The sequence below is a fragment of the Flavihumibacter sp. CACIAM 22H1 genome (genome assembly GCF_001601815.1).
In the GTDB taxonomy this organism is placed as follows: domain Bacteria; phylum Bacteroidota; class Bacteroidia; order Chitinophagales; family Chitinophagaceae; genus Flavihumibacter.
The window spans coordinates 143,034-161,089 of record NZ_LUKG01000001.1 but is presented as its reverse complement, the minus strand read 5'-3'; the positions used below and the strand labels follow the sequence as shown (position 1 = coordinate 161,089).

16 protein-coding genes are annotated in these 18,056 nt (G+C 46.3%); 13 read left to right on the top strand and 3 right to left on the bottom strand.

The window, feature by feature from the left end; genetic code table 11:
* Positions 1-1,259 (bottom strand): sialidase family protein (locus A1D16_RS00665; RefSeq protein ID WP_290706737.1); only part of this gene is annotated, 1,259 nt, incomplete at its 3' end.
* 123 nt (positions 1,260-1,382) lie between these two features.
* On the opposite strand from A1D16_RS00665, the gene mfd reads away from it, so the two are divergent.
* Positions 1,383-4,808, top strand: a complete 3,426-nt coding sequence (gene mfd / locus A1D16_RS00660) for a transcription-repair coupling factor (RefSeq protein ID WP_290706735.1) — start codon at positions 1,383-1,385, stop codon at positions 4,806-4,808.
* Positions 4,805-5,479 carry an HAD family phosphatase gene (locus tag A1D16_RS00655; protein WP_290706732.1) on the top strand — a complete coding sequence of 225 codons (675 nt, stop codon included), beginning with the start codon at positions 4,805-4,807 and terminating at the stop codon, positions 5,477-5,479. The genes mfd and A1D16_RS00655 overlap by 4 nt, the downstream gene beginning before the upstream one ends.
* Here A1D16_RS00655 and A1D16_RS00650 read toward each other — a convergent pair.
* Positions 5,471-5,902 carry a GNAT family N-acetyltransferase gene (locus tag A1D16_RS00650; RefSeq protein WP_290706730.1) on the bottom strand — a complete coding sequence of 144 codons (432 nt, stop codon included), beginning with the start codon at positions 5,900-5,902 and terminating at the stop codon, positions 5,471-5,473. The two genes, A1D16_RS00655 and A1D16_RS00650, sit on opposite strands and share 9 nt — an antisense overlap.
* 192 nt (positions 5,903-6,094) lie before the next feature.
* Here A1D16_RS00650 and A1D16_RS00645 point away from each other — a divergent pair, with 192 nt between their 5' ends.
* The 3 genes from A1D16_RS00645 to rnc all read left to right on the top strand — a co-directional run bounded on the left by A1D16_RS00645 (position 6,095) and on the right by rnc (position 8,467).
* Entirely contained in the window at positions 6,095-6,331 is a 237-nt protein-coding gene (locus tag A1D16_RS00645) for an acyl carrier protein (RefSeq protein WP_026751146.1), read from the top strand.
* A gap of 93 nt (positions 6,332-6,424) precedes the next feature.
* Positions 6,425-7,678: a beta-ketoacyl-ACP synthase II gene (fabF, locus tag A1D16_RS00640; protein WP_290706711.1), complete on the top strand. Its 1,254-nt coding sequence runs from the start codon at positions 6,425-6,427 to the stop codon at positions 7,676-7,678.
* Positions 7,679-7,732: 54 nt separating this feature from the next.
* Positions 7,733-8,467, top strand: a complete 735-nt coding sequence (gene rnc, locus A1D16_RS00635; RefSeq protein ID WP_290706709.1) for a ribonuclease III — start codon at positions 7,733-7,735, stop codon at positions 8,465-8,467.
* Between the two features lie 409 nt (positions 8,468-8,876).
* Here the strand turns inward: rnc and mce are convergent, their stop codons facing one another.
* The gene (gene mce / locus A1D16_RS00630) at positions 8,877-9,287 is read right to left on the bottom strand and encodes a methylmalonyl-CoA epimerase (protein ID WP_290706707.1); all 411 of its coding nucleotides are present in this window, start codon (positions 9,285-9,287) and stop codon (positions 8,877-8,879) included.
* A gap of 199 nt (positions 9,288-9,486) precedes the next feature.
* On the opposite strand from mce, the gene A1D16_RS00625 reads away from it, so the two are divergent.
* From A1D16_RS00625 to A1D16_RS00590, 8 genes are all read left to right on the top strand, one after another.
* Positions 9,487-10,668 (top strand): aminotransferase class V-fold PLP-dependent enzyme, encoded by a 1,182-nt coding sequence (locus A1D16_RS00625; RefSeq protein WP_290706705.1) that lies wholly within the window; start codon positions 9,487-9,489, stop codon positions 10,666-10,668.
* Between the two features lie 57 nt (positions 10,669-10,725).
* Positions 10,726-11,058: an iron-sulfur cluster assembly accessory protein gene (locus A1D16_RS00620; protein ID WP_290706703.1), complete on the top strand. Its 333-nt coding sequence runs from the start codon at positions 10,726-10,728 to the stop codon at positions 11,056-11,058.
* Positions 11,059-11,112: 54 nt separating this feature from the next.
* Positions 11,113-11,844, top strand: a complete 732-nt coding sequence (gldF, locus tag A1D16_RS00615) for a gliding motility-associated ABC transporter permease subunit GldF (protein ID WP_290706701.1) — start codon at positions 11,113-11,115, stop codon at positions 11,842-11,844.
* A complete protein-coding gene (gene gldG / locus A1D16_RS00610; RefSeq protein ID WP_290706699.1) occupies positions 11,841-13,547 on the top strand; it encodes a gliding motility-associated ABC transporter substrate-binding protein GldG in 1,707 nt (568 codons plus the stop codon). Before gldF ends, gldG begins: the two co-directional genes overlap by 4 nt.
* A 6-nt stretch (positions 13,548-13,553) precedes the next feature.
* Positions 13,554-14,483 carry a TerC/Alx family metal homeostasis membrane protein gene (locus A1D16_RS00605; protein WP_290706697.1) on the top strand — a complete coding sequence of 310 codons (930 nt, stop codon included), beginning with the start codon at positions 13,554-13,556 and terminating at the stop codon, positions 14,481-14,483.
* A gap of 2 nt (positions 14,484-14,485) precedes the next feature.
* Positions 14,486-16,960, top strand: coding sequence for a bifunctional UDP-N-acetylmuramoyl-tripeptide:D-alanyl-D-alanine ligase/alanine racemase (locus tag A1D16_RS00600; protein ID WP_290706695.1), 2,475 nt, complete (start codon positions 14,486-14,488; stop codon positions 16,958-16,960).
* A gap of 41 nt (positions 16,961-17,001) precedes the next feature.
* Positions 17,002-17,721, top strand: a complete 720-nt coding sequence (locus tag A1D16_RS00595; RefSeq protein ID WP_290706693.1) for a lipoprotein signal peptidase — start codon at positions 17,002-17,004, stop codon at positions 17,719-17,721.
* 30 nt (positions 17,722-17,751) lie between these two features.
* The coding region (locus tag A1D16_RS00590; protein ID WP_290706690.1) for a hypothetical protein at positions 17,752-18,056 on the top strand (305 nt) is incomplete at its 3' end.

The window sequence follows — 18,056 nt, the reverse complement described above, 5'->3', positions numbered from 1 at the left end:
GCAAGTGGGTCAACGCCGTCACGCTGCCCGGGTAAATTAGGCATATTAGCCGACAGGTTGGTAAAGGTAGAGGCTGTAAAATCAAATTTAAACAGGTCTGCTTCCGGCGATCCGCTGGCTCCTTCCTGCGACAATCCATTTTCGTACATCGCGTAAAGAATATTGTTATTGGAAGGCGCAAGGGCCAGTAAAATTCGTTTTGAAGCGGTAGAAAGGGCCCCGGAATTCGTATAGCTATTCCCTCTCCACCCGGCAATAGAATCTGAATTAAGGGTTTGCCCGCCCGCAAATCTTGTCCAGCTATTGAGGTTGCCCGTTTCAGAAAACCAGAGTCCCCGGCGGTTCTGATCGGCAAATCCCCCGTTAACGGCTATGTAAATTCTTCCCGTATTGGTGATGGTAACATCCATTTGTCCATTGTCTGCTGCTGCGGCCTGTGATCCTGCAAATACTTCTTCGAAACTGGTGCCTCCATTGGTACTGCGCATCAGGCGCCGGTGGGCGGCTACGTATACATGCCCATTAATCGGGTTCACCACAATTTTGTGTACGATATCAAATGGGGCATCAAAAACCTCCAGGTTTCCCTGGAAGGTAGTGGTTAACCGCTGCCAGCTTGCCCCATTATCAGTTGATTTAAACAAGCCATTTCCCAGGTAAAAAGCACCGCCGGCGGCCGGAGATGCCGAGTTGCCCAATGCCTCTCCGCCTCCTGCATACCAGGTATTTTCCTGCCCTGTTCTGGTATCCTGCGCTATGGCAGAAACATTGTGAATTTCATTTTCTGGAGTAACATTTGTCCAGCTGGTACCACCATTGGTGGAGCGATAGATGCCTCCGCTGATTGCCCCTGCCAGGATCACCTGGTTGCCCCCTGTTCCGAATCGTTTGTCAAAAGCGAGTGAGCGGGTGCGCCCGCCAAAATTCTCTGGCCCGGCCGGTGTATAGGAATTGTCTGCAAAAGGCGATAAGAAATCGCGCTGAACGGCTTCTTTTACCGGAAGTCTTTTTGCAAAGGAAAGTTCGCGGTCGTGTATACCAGCCGGAAACCTGCCGGTTCCACCGTCTTTCAACATATCATACTCGTACTGAACCCGCTGCTGGCTGAAAAAAGCCCGCTCTGACATGGTTTTCTTTTTTCTTGGTTTATTGCCCCTGTAAATAGTGGCGGTTTCCTCCTTTTCTCCGGAATTCAGTAAATAACCGGCTACAATAAGGGCTACAGCGGTAAAAGAAGCAGTCAGGATTGCTTTGTTCATACGGAGTGATTAACAACGTTTCAATTCAAAACGTTTTTATAAGCTTAGTGGTTGACACAAGATATAAAAAACTATTCGTATTACCTTTGCAGCTTCCGCCCTGTTTTAAGGCGGTTGTGTGGTATGAATTTGGAACAATTAATGGAGCAATACGCAAAGGATCCCCGCCTTTTTCAATTGGCGGACAAGCTCTCTTTGTCTGTACCCCAGCACCTGGTGCTGAAAAATCTGTCCGGCAGCTCCCCGGAATTTCTATTAACCAGCATATTCAGGAATTCCATTACCGAACAGCTTAACCATATTGTGGTAGTAAATGATGCGGAAGAAGCCGCATACTTCCACAATACCATGGAAAACCTTAGTAATGCGTTGGATCTTTTCTATTTCCCCTCTTCTTTCCGGAATAAGAAAAATTACCGCCTGCTCAACAGCAGCCATGTAATGTTACGGACAGAAGCGCTTACCCGGCTTAGTACCGGGGGAAATAAGAAAATCGTCATTACCTATCCCGAAGCACTGATCGAAAAACTGGTTAAACCCGAAACATTAAGCGGGAATATTATCCGGATCAAAGTCAATGACTCACTGGATACCGTTCAATTATACGAGCAATTAACCGATGCCGGATTTACCCGTACCGATTTTGTGTACGAACCCGGTCAATTTGCCGTGCGGGGGGGCATCCTTGATATTTATTCCTTTGGGAATGAAAAGCCTTATCGTATTGAACTTTTCGGAAATGAAGTAGACAGTATCCGGCTTTTTGACCCGGAATCGCAACTAAGCGAAAGAAAATTACTGCAGGTAAGTATTATTCCGAATTTACAATCGGAGATGCCCGAAGAAGCCAGCATTTCGCTGTTTGATTTTATGCCACCCAATACTGTTGTGTGGATGAATGAATGGCAGTTTGTAAAAGAACGATTGGAATTGCAGGAAGAAGAACTGGATCTTTTTTTACAAAGAGCTGAAACAACCCCTGCCCGGGAGGAAGAAGAAGAGGATAAATTAATCCGAACTACCATCAAAAAAGAAGAGTTTCTGACAGCCTCTGCCATCGAAACTTTGTTGGCTGCTCATCACCTGGTTGAGATGGAGGGGCATGCTACCTGGAATGGCCGGGTTACTTATGAAATAGATTTTCAAACAAAACCACAGCCTGCATTTAACCGGCAGTTTGAACTGCTGATAAAAGATCTGCAGCAATGGGCTAAAAAAGGATTGAACCTTTACCTGTTTGCAGAAAACCCCAAACAGCTGGAGCGGCTCTACAGCATTTTTGCCGACCTGAAAGCAGAGATACAGTTTACACCAATTCCTGTTGCTATCCACGGCGGTTTCATTGATGAAGCCAATAAAGTGCTTTGCTATACCGATCACCAGATCTTTCAGCGTTATCACAAGTACAAGGTTAAGCAGGCCTATAACAAAAACAAGGCACTTACGATCCGAACCCTGCGGGAGTTGCAGCCGGGCGATTTTGTTTCACACATCGACCATGGGGTAGGTGTATACAGTGGTTTGCAGAAGCTGGATGTAAATGGAAAACTTCAGGAAGCCGTTCGGATTATTTACAAAGACAGCGATATCCTGTACGTAAATATTAATTCCCTACACAAAATATCCAAATATACCGGCAAGGAAGGAACGGTGCCCAAAGTAAATAAGCTGGGCAGCGATGCCTGGAATAAACTTAAGGAGAAAACAAAAACCAAGGTTAAGGAAATTGCTTTCGATCTTATACAGCTTTATGCCCAGCGGAAAGCACAACAGGGATTTCAGCATGCCCCGGATACCTACCTGCAAACAGAACTGGAAGCTTCCTTCATTTATGAAGATACCCCAGACCAAAGCAAGGCTACGGCCGATGTAAAGAAAGATATGGAAGCCCCCTCGCCCATGGATCGGCTGGTTTGCGGAGATGTGGGTTTTGGTAAAACGGAAGTGGCTATCCGGGCGGCTTTTAAATCTGTTGTAGATGGTAAGCAGGCTGCTGTGCTGGTTCCTACTACTATTCTGGCTTTTCAGCATTATAAAACTTTTTCAGACCGGTTACGAGATTTCCCTGTTACGGTGGATTTCATCAACCGCTTTAAAAGCGCCAAGGAAAAAAAGGAAACCCTCAAAAAACTGGAAGAAGGAAAAATTGATATCCTGGTAGGTACCCATGGTATTTTGGGTAAGGAAGTAAAGTTCAAAGACCTGGGTATTCTGATAATTGACGAGGAACAGAAATTTGGGGTGGCTCACAAGGAAAAAATAAAAACCCTGCGGACCAATGTAGATTGCCTTACACTAACGGCAACACCTATACCAAGAACACTTCAATTCAGTTTGATGGGGGCAAGAGACCTTAGCATCATGAATACCCCACCCCCCAACCGGCAGCCCATACAAACAGAAGTACAGGTTTATAACGAGGATTTTATCCGAGACGCTATATATTTTGAAACAGAACGCGGCGGCCAGGTATTTTTCATTCATAACCGCGTAAAAGGCCTGCCCGAAATGGCAGCTATTATCCAAAGCCATTGCCCTGATTTAAGTATCGGGTATGCACATGGGCAAATGGAGGGGCATGAGCTCGAAGAGCGGATACTGGATTTTATTGATAAAAAATACGATGTTCTGGTATGTACCAATATTGTTGAAAGCGGGGTGGATATTCCGAATGTTAATACTATAATTGTTAATAATGCCCACCAATTCGGGCTCAGTGATCTGCACCAGTTAAGAGGACGGGTAGGCAGAAGTAATAAGAAAGCCTTCTGTTACCTGCTGGCGCCCCCGATGAGTACCCTGCCTTCCGATTCAAAAAAAAGACTGCAGACCCTCGAACAGCACAGCGAACTGGGCAGTGGTTTCCAGATAGCGATGCGCGACCTGGATATTCGTGGTGCGGGTAATTTGCTGGGAGGCGAACAAAGCGGCTTCATGGCCGATATAGGTTTTGAAATGTACCAGAAAATCCTGGATGAAGCTATCCGTGAACTTAAACGTACCTCCTTTAGGGAACTATTTAAGGAGGAAATTGCAAAACAGGAAGATTATGTGCAGGATTGTACCATTGATACCGATCTTGAAATACTGATACCGGATGAATATGTGGAAAGCATCGGTGAACGCTTATCGCTCTACCAGCGCCTCGATAATTGCGACAATGAGGCAGAGTTACAGGATTTTCACCAGGAAATGACCGATCGTTTCGGACCGATGCCACCCCAGGTGGAAGACCTATTCGATACCGTCAGGATCCGAAAACTGAGTGTTGAACTGGGCTTTGAAAAACTACTGCTGCGGGATCAGGTACTGAAATGTTTTTTCGTCAACAAACACGATTCTCCCTATTTTGAATCGGACCTGTTTCACGGTATTTTGTCCTACCTGCAAACCTATACCAACAATGCGCGCCTGAAACAGAGCGGAAAAAATTTCCTGTTGGTGGTAGAAGGCATGAAAGACATGGCCACTATCCTGGCATTTTTGCAACGTATGCACCGGCAGGTATTGGGTGCCAACCAACTGGAAACCAAAGAAGAACTTATATGATTAAAGCAGTTTTGTTTGACCTGGATGGAGTAATATTGGATTCAAACCCTGTTATTGAAGCCTTCTGGGGAGGCTGGGCCGAAAAAGAAGGAGTGGAGTTTAATGAACGGGTGATCAAGGAAACCATTCACGGGCGTACTACCTGGGAAACCATTCATACGCTTTTTCATCAATCAGATGCTACGCGTAAACAGGAAATTTATGATGATGGGGTGGCTTATGACCTCGTGATGAAACCGGAGCTGGTACCAGGGGTGGAGAATTTTATGGCAGCATTGACGGACCGCCGCATACCCTTTATGCTGGTAACCAGCTCGCCAACCAAAAGGGCCTGGCATTTTTTGAAACAACACCGGCTCGACCGGTTTATCTCCGACAGTATTACGGCAGAAGATGTGCAGCGGGGAAAACCAGCGCCTGAACCCTATCTGAAAGGAGCGGGCAAATTAGGGATAGACCCAGCAAATTGCCTGGTTTTTGAAGATTCTGACAGTGGAATTACTTCGGCTATTACGGCCGGTATGCAGGTGATTGCGGTAAATAACCCCGAATTCCGGCCCGACCGGGTGCATTGGAATATCCGGAATTTTGAGGACCTGGTATTGTTGGACGAAACGCTGAATTACCTGGGTGGCCTGCCAGGGGCAAAACCTGCCCTACGTTTAGCGTAGGCGCTTTTCCATAACGAAATGAGGGATGGTAACCTCCTCAAATTCTTCGCTACTGATCTGATAACCAAGGTGTTCGTAAAACCCGATGGCGGTTTTACGGGCATGCATGGTAAGGCGTTTGTAACCCTGGTCGCGGGCTATATTTTCGGCAAAATTCATCAATGCCCGGCCAATTCCTTTACCCTGCAGGTTGTTATTAACAGCCATCTGCCGCAGCCGAACCGTACCATCGCCCTCATTTACCAGCATGCAGCAGCCAAGCATTTTGTCGTCGTCAAACGCACCGATAAGTATCTGGTCTTTTTCCTGTAACAGTTCTTCCTGGCTAAAACTAAGTCCCAGCGGTTTCCGCAGAATATCATCCCGAAGTTTGATCATCTGGTTGTATTCCGGCGTTCCGTGGTCAATGATCTTAAGTGCCATCTGCTGCTGTTTAATGTGGTGTTGGGGTACCTAAATTACAAAAATAGGGCAACCGAAAACCTGCCCGTCTGTAAATTACTACTGGCTGTTAGTAAAACCGTATTATTTTCTGCTCAGAAATTAAAAAAAGCAGCAAAAATTGTTATTTACCCAAAAAGTATATTTTTGCAGCCGTAACTAAACTTTACTACAATGTCAGACATCGCAACAAGAGTTAAAAAGATCATTGTTGACAAATTAGGAGTAGACGAAGCAGAAGTAACTAACGAAGCTTCTTTTACCAATGATCTTGGAGCTGACTCTCTGGATACAGTAGAACTGATCATGGAATTCGAAAAAGAATTCAATATCTCTATCCCGGATGAGCAGGCCGAAACCATAACTACTGTAGGCCAGGCTGTTGCTTATTTAGAAGAGCACGCTAAGTAAACGGAATACCGTTACAGGCAATATTTAATCCGCCTCTCGAAAGCATTTCCGCTAAGAAGGCGGATTATTCACTTTTAAAATCCGGCAATCTACATGGAACTTAAAAGAGTTGTAGTCACAGGTATGGGCGCACTTACTCCTATCGGGAATACCCTGCAGGAGTATTGGGAAGGACTGCTAAACGGAACTCCCGGTGCAGACCATATTACTTTGTTTGATGCTTCCAAATTCAAAACAAAGTTTGCCTGTGAGGTTAAGAACTTTGATCCAACGAATTTTCTTGATAAAAAAGAAGCCCGCAAAATCGACCGGTTTACCCAGTTTGCGCTGGTGGTTTCTGATGAAGCTATGGCAGATGCCGGGCTGAATAAGGAAACCATTAACCCGGATCGGATCGGGGTTGTATTTGGTAGTGGAATCGGCGGACTTATTACTTTCCAGAACGAAGTAATGGATTTTGCCAAGGGAGACGGAACCCCGCGTTTCAATCCTTTTTTCATTCCAAAAATGATCCTTGATATTGCAGCCGGACAAATTTCCATGCGACACAATCTCCGCGGACCCAATTTTGCCGTGGTAAGTGCCTGTGCCAGCAGTACCAATGCTATTATTGAAGCAGTTAACCTGATTAAACTGGGAAAAGCCGATATCATCGTAAGTGGTGGTTCCGAAGCCGTTATCAGCGAAGCAGGGGTAGGCGGTTTCAATGCCATGAAAGCAATGAGCGAGCGCAATGACGAACCCGCAACGGCCAGCCGTCCTTATGATAAGGACCGCGATGGGTTTGTTATGGGAGAAGCAGCGGGTATCCTTGTCCTGGAAGAATTGGAACATGCCAAAGCAAGAGGAGCCAAGATTTATTGTGAAATTGCCGGTGGTGGCGCTACAGCCGATGCCCACCATATTACCGCCCCCCATCCCGAAGGGTTGGGTGCGCGTAATGTAATGCTGGCAGCCCTGGATGATGCAGGTATGAAACCGGGTGATATTGACTACATCAATACCCATGGTACTTCTACACCGCTGGGCGATATTGCAGAAGTAAAAGCTATTATGAATGTATTTGGTGAGCATGCCTATAAGCTGAATATTTCGGCTACCAAATCCATGACGGGCCATTGCCTTGGAGCAGCCGGGGTAATTGAGGCAATAGCAGCCATCCAGGCGGTGGTACATGATATTATTCCGCCGACCATCAACCATTTTACGGATGATCCGGAATTGGATCCTCAACTGAATTTTACCTTTAATAAAGCACAAAAGCGGACGGTACGCGCCGCCTTGAGCAATACCTTTGGCTTCGGCGGGCATAATGCCTGTGTGATTGTGAAGAAATTTGAAGGTTAATAATGAAGTCTGGCGCCAATCGCTTATATTGACCCCGGTAACTAAACGAACACTGTGGGTTTATTTGATAGCATCCTGAAAGGCTCTTCTCCCGAAACCAAGGAATTCAAAAAGCAATTGAAGAATGTCCTGGGATTTGCGCCAAGTAATACGGACCTCTACAAAACCGCACTGACCCACCGGTCGGTGAAAGATTCCTCTGCCGATAATAATGAACGGCTGGAGTATCTTGGAGATGCTATTTTAAGCGGCATTGTGGCTGATTTTCTCTTCAAAAAATATCCTTACAGGGAAGAAGGGTTTCTTACAGAAATGCGGTCAAAAATGGTAAACCGTGTTACCCTTAATGATGTGGCCATTAAAATGGGCCTCAAAAAAATCGTTTATTTTAACAAGTTTGATAATTCGCTGAAAGTCAGCCAGATTTTCGGCAATACACTGGAGGCAGTGGTAGGAGCGGTGTACCTTGATAAAGGATTCAAAAAAACCCGCACCTGGGTGCTGGAGCGGATCATCCTGCCCTATATGTTTATGGACGACCTGGAAATCCTGGAGATCAACCATAAAAATAAACTTTACGGCTGGGCCAATAAAAACGGCAAAAACCTGGAGTTCGAAACCCTGGAAGAAAAATTTGAAGGAGGCCGCCGCCTTTTTACCATTGGCGCCATTGTGGATGGCGAACTGCTTGCGCAAGGCAAAGCCTACAATAAAAAAGACGCCAGCCAGGTAGCAGCGCAGGCCGCTGTTGTGAAGCTGGGGCTGAATAAGGAGAGCGAGGGGGGATAGGGAAGAGGAAACGAAGAACGGAGGAAACGGTGGAAGGAGAAGGGATGCGGTAGAATAGGCGATTGGTTGGGAAAGATCGGGTTTGAAAATTTTTGGAGAAATAGCTGTTTGAACGATCTGCTTTGAAAGGCGCCTGCCTTAAAAAATCTGTTAGAAAAAAATCTGGTTAGAGAAGGCCCCCGCCATTAAGCAGAATCAGCCGGGAGGACATTCTTGAAGTCTTTTGTATTTTTCAATCCACTCAACTGCCGCCAATAATTGCCTTATCGTTTAATACAAGGCTTCATTGCTCAAAAACACTTGCTTTCTTCAAAAATCAACTCCTGATTCTAAACCTGCCCCCTATCTTCAAAAACAAGGCCGCTCTTCCACCTTCATTTTCCTCCGTTTCCACCTTCACCCTTCCTCTTTATCCCGTCACCACTCTCTCCTCACACAACTCCACCAGCACCCCGGTTGTTCCTTTTGGGTGTAAAAAACAAACCAATTTATTATCGGCGCCGAATTTTGGTTCGGGGTTGAGCAGCTCAAATCCGGCGGCTTGCAGGCGGGCCATTTCCGCACGGATATCATTTACTGCAAACGCAATATGATGCATGCCTTCGCCTCTTTTTTCAATAAAACGGGCTATTACCCCTTGCGGGTCGGTACTTTCGAGCAACTCAAGCTTGGTATCTCCTACTTGAAAAAAAGCGGTTCGAACCTTTTCCGTCTGCACTTCCTCGGTTTTGTAACAAGGCGTATTTAGTAGCAGCTCGTATAAAGGGATGGCAGTCGACAGCTCTTTTACAGCAATTCCGATGTGTTCAATCTGGGTCATACAGCAAGCTATAAAAAATGCTTAAGTCCTGCAAAGCTTTCGATTACAATGATCTGACCCCGGCTTCCGGGGATTTGAAGTAGCTGTGGGTTAATGCATTAAAGCATGGCTGGCCCGGGGCATTGAGTTGGTCAATATCCAGGGGGGAGAAGGGCCTGAATTCGGGGTCGATATTAAGCCTAACTTTAGGGCATATCTTATGCGTTCAAATCTTCAGTTTCCCATTTACTTGGATAACAATGCCACCACACCGGTGGATCCGCGGGTATTGCAAGAATTTTTGCCTTATTACCAGCAGCATTTTGGCAATGCAGCCAGCCGCACCCATGCCTATGGCTGGATGGCGGAAGAGGCTGTGGAGCTTGCAAGAGAACGGGTAGCCAGGCTAATTGGAGCAGTTCCCCAGGAAATTGTATTCACTTCCGGGGCAACAGAAGGCGTAAACCTGGCCATAAAAGGGGTAGCAGAAATGTACCAGGGAAAAGGAAATCATATCATTACCTGTGTAACTGAACACAAAGCTGTTATCGATACCTGCAAGCATCTCGAAAAAAAGGGAGTGGAAATTACCTGGCTGCCGGTAAATGCAGCGGGGCTACCCGACCTGCAGGAGCTGGAGCAAGCTATCCGGCCTACTACTATACTGCTTGCGATGATGTATGCCAATAACGAAACGGGCGTAATCCTGCCGATAGCAGCAATCGGACAAATTGCAAAAAAACACGGGGTATTGTTTTTTACCGATGCTACCCAGGCGGTTGGTAAACTACCGGTAGCTGTACAGGCGGATGGCATTGACCTGTTAACGCTGTCGGCGCATAAATTCTATGGACCCAAAGGTGTCGGCGCTTTGTATGTACGGCGCAGAGATCCCCGGGTAAAGCTGACGCCCCAACTCGATGGCGGCGGGCATGAACGGGGTATGCGCTCGGGCACCCTGAATGTACCTGGAATTGTAGGATTGGGGAAAGCAGCCGAACTCTGCAGGGTAGAGATGCCGGCAGAATCCATCCGGCTGGAGCAGTTACGAAACCTCCTGCAGGAAAATTTATTATCTCTTCCGGGTGTGGAGCTGAACGGCGATCCGCTTAACCGGCTTCCTCATACCCTTAACCTCTCGTTTGCAGACCGCGATTCCAACAGCCTTTTGTTACATTTTAACAAAACCATCGCCTTGTCAGCAGGATCTGCCTGCACTTCGGCCACCCTGGAACCTTCCTATGTATTGAAAGCCATGGGATTTCCTGATCAGCGTGCGTATTCTGCCCTTCGTTTCGGGCTCGGTCGCTTTACCACCGAAGAAGAAATTATGCAGGTGATACAACTTTTCCGTGAATTTTACCCCTCGGTTAACACAACGGGCAAAACAACCACAATTTAAATAGTTGTAATTTTGCCGTATACTACCAGCGGTAGTTATAATTAAAAGGAAACGAATATGTTATTTGTAAGTGATAAAGCGAAAGAACGGGTAGTGAAGCTGCTGGAAGAAGCAGACGTGCATAAAACAGGCGATTATTTCCTGCGGGTGTCCGTTGTCGGCGGAGGCTGTTCCGGCCTTAGCTATAAACTCGACTTTGATAACGAGTCCAAACCGGCTGATCAGGTATTTGAAGATAATGGGATTAAAGTAGTGACCGATCTGAAAAGTTTCCTTTACCTGGTAAATACTACGCTTGAATTTTCTGACGGACTAAATGGCAAAGGATTTTATTTCAGTAATCCCAATGCCAGCAGAACCTGCGCCTGCGGCGAAAGTTTTGCCGTATGATAAAACGGTGAAAGCATACATCAATCACCTTTTTATCCCCTATTTTTGATCCTTATGTGGTCGATCGCTAAAAAAGAAATCAGGCAATTTTTTGGAAGTCTGACGGGCCTGGTTGCCATCGTCGTATTCCTGCTGCTCAACGGGTTATTCCTGTTTGTATTTCCCGATTCCAGTATGCTGGATTATGGGTATGCAAGCCTGGATAAGTTTTTTCAATTGGCACCCTGGATACTGCTGTTTCTGGTTCCGGCAGTAACCATGCGCAGTTGGGCCGATGAATTCAAAGCAGGTACGTTTGAAATCCTGGCTACCCGACCCCTAACCGCTACCCAATTGGTAACAGGGAAATTCCTGGGGGCTTATACCATTGTAGCTATTGCCCTGCTGCCCACCGTGTTATACGCATTTAGTATGGATGCACTGGCTGTTGATAAGGGAATAGACTGGGGCGGAACCATCGGCTCTTATATTGGCTTGTTTTTGCTGGCTGCCGTATTTACGGCTATTGGTACCTGGTGCAGCAGTCTGAATTCCAACAGTGTAATCGCATTTTTGCTGAGCGCATTTATGTGTTTTATTCTTTATTCAGGCTTTGATGCCCTCAGCCAGTTACCAGCACTTGAAGGCTCTGCCGATTACCTGTTGCAGAAAATCGGGATTGATTTCCACTACAAAAGCATTAGCAGGGGAGTGATTGATAGCCGTGATATCATCTATTTCGGCAGTATCATTCTCTTTTTTCTTTTGATTACCAACCGAAAAATTGCGCTGAATCAGGCAGTATGAAAAATATACTCTTCTCCAACAAATATTATTGGATCATTCTGCTGGTATTGGTGCTTGCAATCAACTGGATGGCAGAACTGGCCCCGATGCGGGCAGACCTTACAGCCGAAGGCCGTTATACCCTGTCTGCTCCCACGCGGAAATTACTGACAGAACTGGAAGAACCTGTTCAGATAGACGTATTACTGAGCGGAGAACTACCCGCGGGTTTTAAAAAACTGGCCGCCAGTACAGACGATCTTCTGCGTGAATTTAAAGCGGTGGGTAAATCAAACCTGCGTTTTCAGTTTATAAAACCCGGCGATGGCCTAAACGATACTGCCAAAGCTATTCTCTATGATTCCCTGTCGAGGTTAGGACTCAACCCTACCAACATTAAGGCACAAACGAAGCAGGGAGAAGGGCAGGAGGAGCGGTTGGTTTTTCCCGGTGCCGTACTACAGCTGAAAGGAAGAACCACTGCCATCGATCTATTACAAGGCGTAAGCGCCAACGGCGGACTGGAATCGCTGAATACCGCCGAAGCCTTGCTCGAGTTCAAGTTTGCCAATGCCATTAAACAACTGAACCAGGACACGGTGCCCCTGATCGGCTACCTCGTAGGCAATGGGCAGCCTCTTACCGATCAGGTAATGGACCTTATTGAAAATGTAATACGCAAAAATTATGCTTTCCGCATTTTGCCGATAGATAGTGTGCCCCTGATTCCGCCTGTTTTTGATGCCCTTGTTATTGCCAAACCTACCCTGGCTTTTAGCGATGAACAAAAGATTAAACTCGATCAATACGTAATGCAGGGGGGAAAGCTGCTGTGGATGATCGATAAGTTATACGCAGAAATGGATAGCCTGCAGCGGACCCAGAATGAATTTATTGCATTCGACCGCGGACTGGAGCTGGACGACCTGCTCTTCCGCTATGGAGTACGGATTAACCAGGACCTGTTGCAGGACCTGAATGCCGATAAAATGCCTTCTGTAATTGGTTCAGTGGGAGGTAAACCACAGATCCAGTTATTGCCCTGGTTTTATAGTCCCCTGTTGATGAATTACAGCGGACATCCGATTGCCAAAAACCTGGACTATGTACTCACCCAGTTTCCTAATACCATTGATACCGTAGAGGCGAAGGGGATCCGCAAAAATATTCTGCTGGCCAGTTCTCAACAGGCAAGAACCCTGGAAACACCTGCCAAAGTAAGCTGGAATTCGGTGCAGACAGAAGCAGATTTTAATACCTTCAATAAATCTGCCATACCGGTAGCTGTTTTGTTGGAAGGGCAATTTACATCGCTCTACGCCAACCGGCTCAATGCTGCCCAGCGAGACCTTATAACCTCGCTTGGCCAGAAAATGAATCCACAATCGCCCGAAAACAAAATGATTGTAATAGCCGATGGGGATATTGCCCTGAATGCCGTTACTAAAAATGAAGGTCCCCTGCCAATGGGTATGAATCCATATACCAAGTTTCAATTTGCCAATCGCGATTTTATCCAGAACTCCATCGAATACCTGGTAGATGAATCGGGTATACTGGAAACAAGGGCAAAGGATTTCAGCCTGCGGTTGCTGGATCAGAAAAAATTGGATGAACAGAAGACCAACTGGCAACTCATAAATATCGTCTTACCCGTACTGCTGATGCTGGTATTCGGATGGCTATTTCATTTTATCCGAAAGCGTCGTTTTCAGCACAAATAAACAGACATGACACCCGAACAGATTACGTATTTGGTTTTTGGAATTGTAGTAGTATTGGCCCTTGTTTTTGACCTTGGTCTGATGAGTAAAAAATCAGCCGAGATCACGATCAAAAAAGCATTGGGACAAACTATTTTCTGGGTTTCTCTTGCCCTGGCTTTTTTTGTTTTTGTATGGTTCGAAGACGGGCAAAAACCTGCCCTTGAATACCTGAGCGCTTACCTGATGGAATGGTCGCTGAGTATTGATAATATCTTTGTATTCATTCTCATCTTTACTTTTTTTGGGGTGAAAAACGATTATGTGCCGCGGGTATTACTGATTGGTATTATACTGGCTATTGTATTCCGGATCATTTTTATTTCAGTAGGAATTGTGCTGATTGAGCGGTTTCACTGGTTATTATATGTATTTGGCGCCTTGCTTTTGTATACCGGCGTTAAAATGTTTTCTGCCAAACACGATGAAGAAACGGATATGTCAGAAAATGCTGTGTACAAATTTCTGCAACGCATACTTCCCTTGGTGGCCCATGATGGCGGTGGTAAATACACCATCCGCCAGGATGGAAAGCGGTATTACACCAGCATGTTCGTAGTGGTAATTATGCTGGCTACCACCGATATAATTTTTGCCCTTGATTCTATTCCGGCCGTATTTGCCATATCGCAGGATCGTATGGTGGTGTATACTTCCAACATATTTGCGGTATTGGGCTTAAGGTCTTTATTCTTCCTGCTGAAAGGCGCGGTTAATAAGTTTTCCTACCTGCAACAGGGTATTGCCATTGTGCTGGTATTTATCGGCCTGAAAATGCTGGTAGAATATTTTCATATTAAGTTACCGGTATATGTATCTCTGTTGGTAATTGTGGTTTGTATCGGCGCTTCTATTGTTTATTCCATACTGGTTGCCAATAAAAAGGAGGTCTCCTAACCATGTACCGTATTGCAGAAATCGCAAGCATTGTACATGCCCGCTGGCTGCAAAAAGCGGAGAACAGTAGTATTCAACACCTGCTCAACGACAGCCGGAAACTATTGTTCCCGGAAAGCACCGTTTTTTTTGCCCTGGTTTCCGGAAGCAGGAATGGCCATCAGTTTATACCCGCCTTGTACCAGCAGGGAGTACGGAATTTTCTGGTAAGTGAAGAGCAAGACCCGGCAGTTTACCCGGGTGCCAACCTGCTTTGGGTGCCCGATACGGTGCAGGCCTTGCAGGTTTTAGCGGAACATCATCGTACCCGATTTTCCATCCCGGTACTGGCTATTACCGGCAGCAATGGAAAAACAACAGTAAAAGAATGGCTGAACCAGTTGCTGGAACCTGATTTTAGCATCATCCGCAGTCCGCGTAGTTATAATTCACAGATCGGGGTGCCATTGAGTGTATGGTTAATGAATGAAGGGCATCAACTGGCTATTTTTGAAGCCGGCATATCGCGCAGGGGAGAAATGAAAAAACTCCAGCAGATCCTGCAACCAAGTATTGGCATATTTACCAACCTTGGATTGGCACATAGTGAAGGGTTTGAATCAATGGAAGAAAAACTGGCGGAGAAATGGCAACTCTTCCAGGCTTGCCCGCTTATAATTACCCATTTCCAGGAAGACTGGATCAACGATTATATTGAAACACATTTGCAGCCCGGGCAACAACTACTGCGTTGGGGGCAGGAGGCTGCGGCGGAACTGAAAATCCTTTCACTCGAAAAAAAAGAAGAAGCCACCCAGGTACAGCTTCTTTATAACGAGAAAGAATTTCGTTTAGACATTCCCTTTAGTAATGAGGCCGCGGTAGAAAATGCCCTTACGGCGGCATTGGTAATGCTGGCGCTGGATATTGCAATTCCGGTTATTCAGCAGCGCATGGCCATGTTGCATGCAATTTCAATGCGGCTTGAGTTGAAGGAAGGAATTAATCAATGTTCGGTTATCAATGACAGTTATTCGGCAGATATAAGTTCCCTGGTAATTGCACTTGATTTTTTAGCCCAGCAGCAACAACATGCAAAAAAAACCGTGCTGCTTTCTGATATTCCGGAAACCGGCTGGGCGGCAACGCAATTGTATGAACGGGTAGCAGCTTTATTACACCACCACGGCGTAAGCAGGCTGATTGGGGTGGGTACCGCCATTGCCGCACATAAGGAACTATTTCAGGCCTACGGAATTCCTGAACTGCAATTTTTTGAGGCCAGTGAGCTGCTGCTGCAGCATTGGGATGAATTGAGTTTCCGGGAGGAAACCATCCTCGTAAAAGGAGCCCGCCGGTTCCAGTTCGAACGCATATCGGCTCAACTGGAAAAGCAGGTACACCAAACGGTTATGGAAATTAACCTCAATGCCATGTTGCAAAACCTGAAATGGTACCAGCAACGCCTGCATACCGGCACCCGGCTCATGGCCATGGTAAAAGCATTTTCCTATGGCAGTGGCAGTTATGAAATAGCTAACCTGCTCCAGTTCCATGGGGTAGACTACCTGGCGGTAGCCTATACCGATGAAGGGGTAGCCCTGCGCAAAGCAGGTATACATCTGCCAATAATGGTTATGAATGTGGCGCCCCCTGGCTTTGAAACCCTGGTGGAGCATAACCTGGAGCCGGTATTGTTTTCTGTGCGGCTGTTTCGGGCATTTGATGCCTTTATCCGGCAGGAGGGGATACCTCAGTACCCGGTGCACCTGGAGGTAGAAACAGGTATGAACCGGTTGGGATTTTCTCTTTCCGAATTGCCCTTCCTGCTAGAACATCTTCCCTCCACCGCCTGTAAAGTTCAGTCTGTGTTCAGCCACCTGGCTGCCAGTGAGGATCCGGCTTTTGATGCATTTACCCGGCAGCAGGTAGAGCGGTTTGAGGTTTTTACCAACGGGTTAAAGCAAGTGATCACCTATCCCTTTCTGCGGCATATTGAAAATACATCCGGTATATTCCGCCATCCGCAATGGCAGTTTGATATGGTTCGGCTGGGCATTGGCTTGTATGGGTTTGATGCAGCCATGGGTGAAACTAACCAGTTGGAAGAGGTGTCCACCCTGGTTACTACCATTGCACAGATCAAGGAACTGGAGGCCGGGGAATCGGTGGGTTATGGGAGGAGGGGTAAGATACTGCGGCCTACCACTATTGCAACCATACGGCTGGGGTATGCCGACGGGTATCCCCGATCCCTGGGAAATGGCGCAGGCTGGGTGCTGCTAAAAGGAAGCCTGGTGCCCACCATTGGATCGGTTTGTATGGATATGACCATGATTGATATCAGCGGGGTACCCGGTGTTCGGGAAGGCGATCCCGTTACCGTATTCGGGAAAGGCCTGCCGGTAGCAAAACTGGCAGAATGGGCAGGTACCATACCCTATGAAATCCTGACCGGTATTTCACAGCGGGTAAAAAGAATTTATTACCAGGAATAAAACGAGTGCAACGGTTATCTTTGTTGTTTTACTTTGAATATATGTCAAAAGCCAGGAACTTAATACTATTGATTTTGTTGATATTGGTAGCGGATCAGGCCCTGAAGATTTGGGTAAAAACATCCATGCCGCTCAGTTATCATTGGGATGCCAGCCACCAACCGCTGACCCCCTATGATCGTGGTATCCGGCTTTTTGGTGAAAAGGCGGAGTGGGCCCAACTTTATTTTGTCGAAAATGAAGGCATGGCCTGGGGATGGAAATTTGGCGGCGATTTCGGTAAAATTGCGTTAACCCTGTTCAGGATGGTGGCGGTAGTATTTGGGGTATGGTACATTCGGAGTATATTGAGGAAGCAGCAACACCCTGGTTTTATTGTATGCGTTGGGCTGATTTTTGCGGGGGCGCTCGGAAACCTCATAGACAGTATGTTCTATGGACTGATTTTTGAAGAAAGTACCTATACCTCGGTGGCAAAGATCTTCCCGGATAAGGGCTATGCAGGTTTTTTACACGGAAAAGTGGTGGATATGTTTTATTTCCCGATTATCCGGACAACTTATCCCAGTTGGTTTCCGTTTGTAGGGGGGGAGGAGTTTGAGTTTTTTAGCCCGGTGTTCAATATTGCAGATGCCTCTATTTCGGTTGGTGTAATTGCCCTGCTTCTTTTCCAGAATAAGTTTATGGGAAAAGAAGATCCGAATAAAAAACGACCAATTGAAACCAGTACACGTGTTAATGACGACGTGCAGGTATCTTAAACGTGCAGGTATCTTAAAAGATAAACGACTATGAAAAAAGGACTTCTATTACTTGGATTGGTGGTAACTGTTTTGTTTTCAGCCTGTACCAAGGAATCCAGTGTGGAAAAATCCATTGCATTAAGCGAGGATAATACCTGGCGGTTTAACCTGGGTAGCACCGAGTACTCAGGGATTATTGATACTTCTTTCGTGGAAACATTCTCCGGCATTGATATTTTTTCAATGGAAGGTTATACGGCAGATGGCATGGGGCAGTTATTATTCGGATTCGGCGGGCTTGATTTGCAGGAAGGAGATTATTTTTCGCCCTTTGCTAATATTTTCTTTGCAAT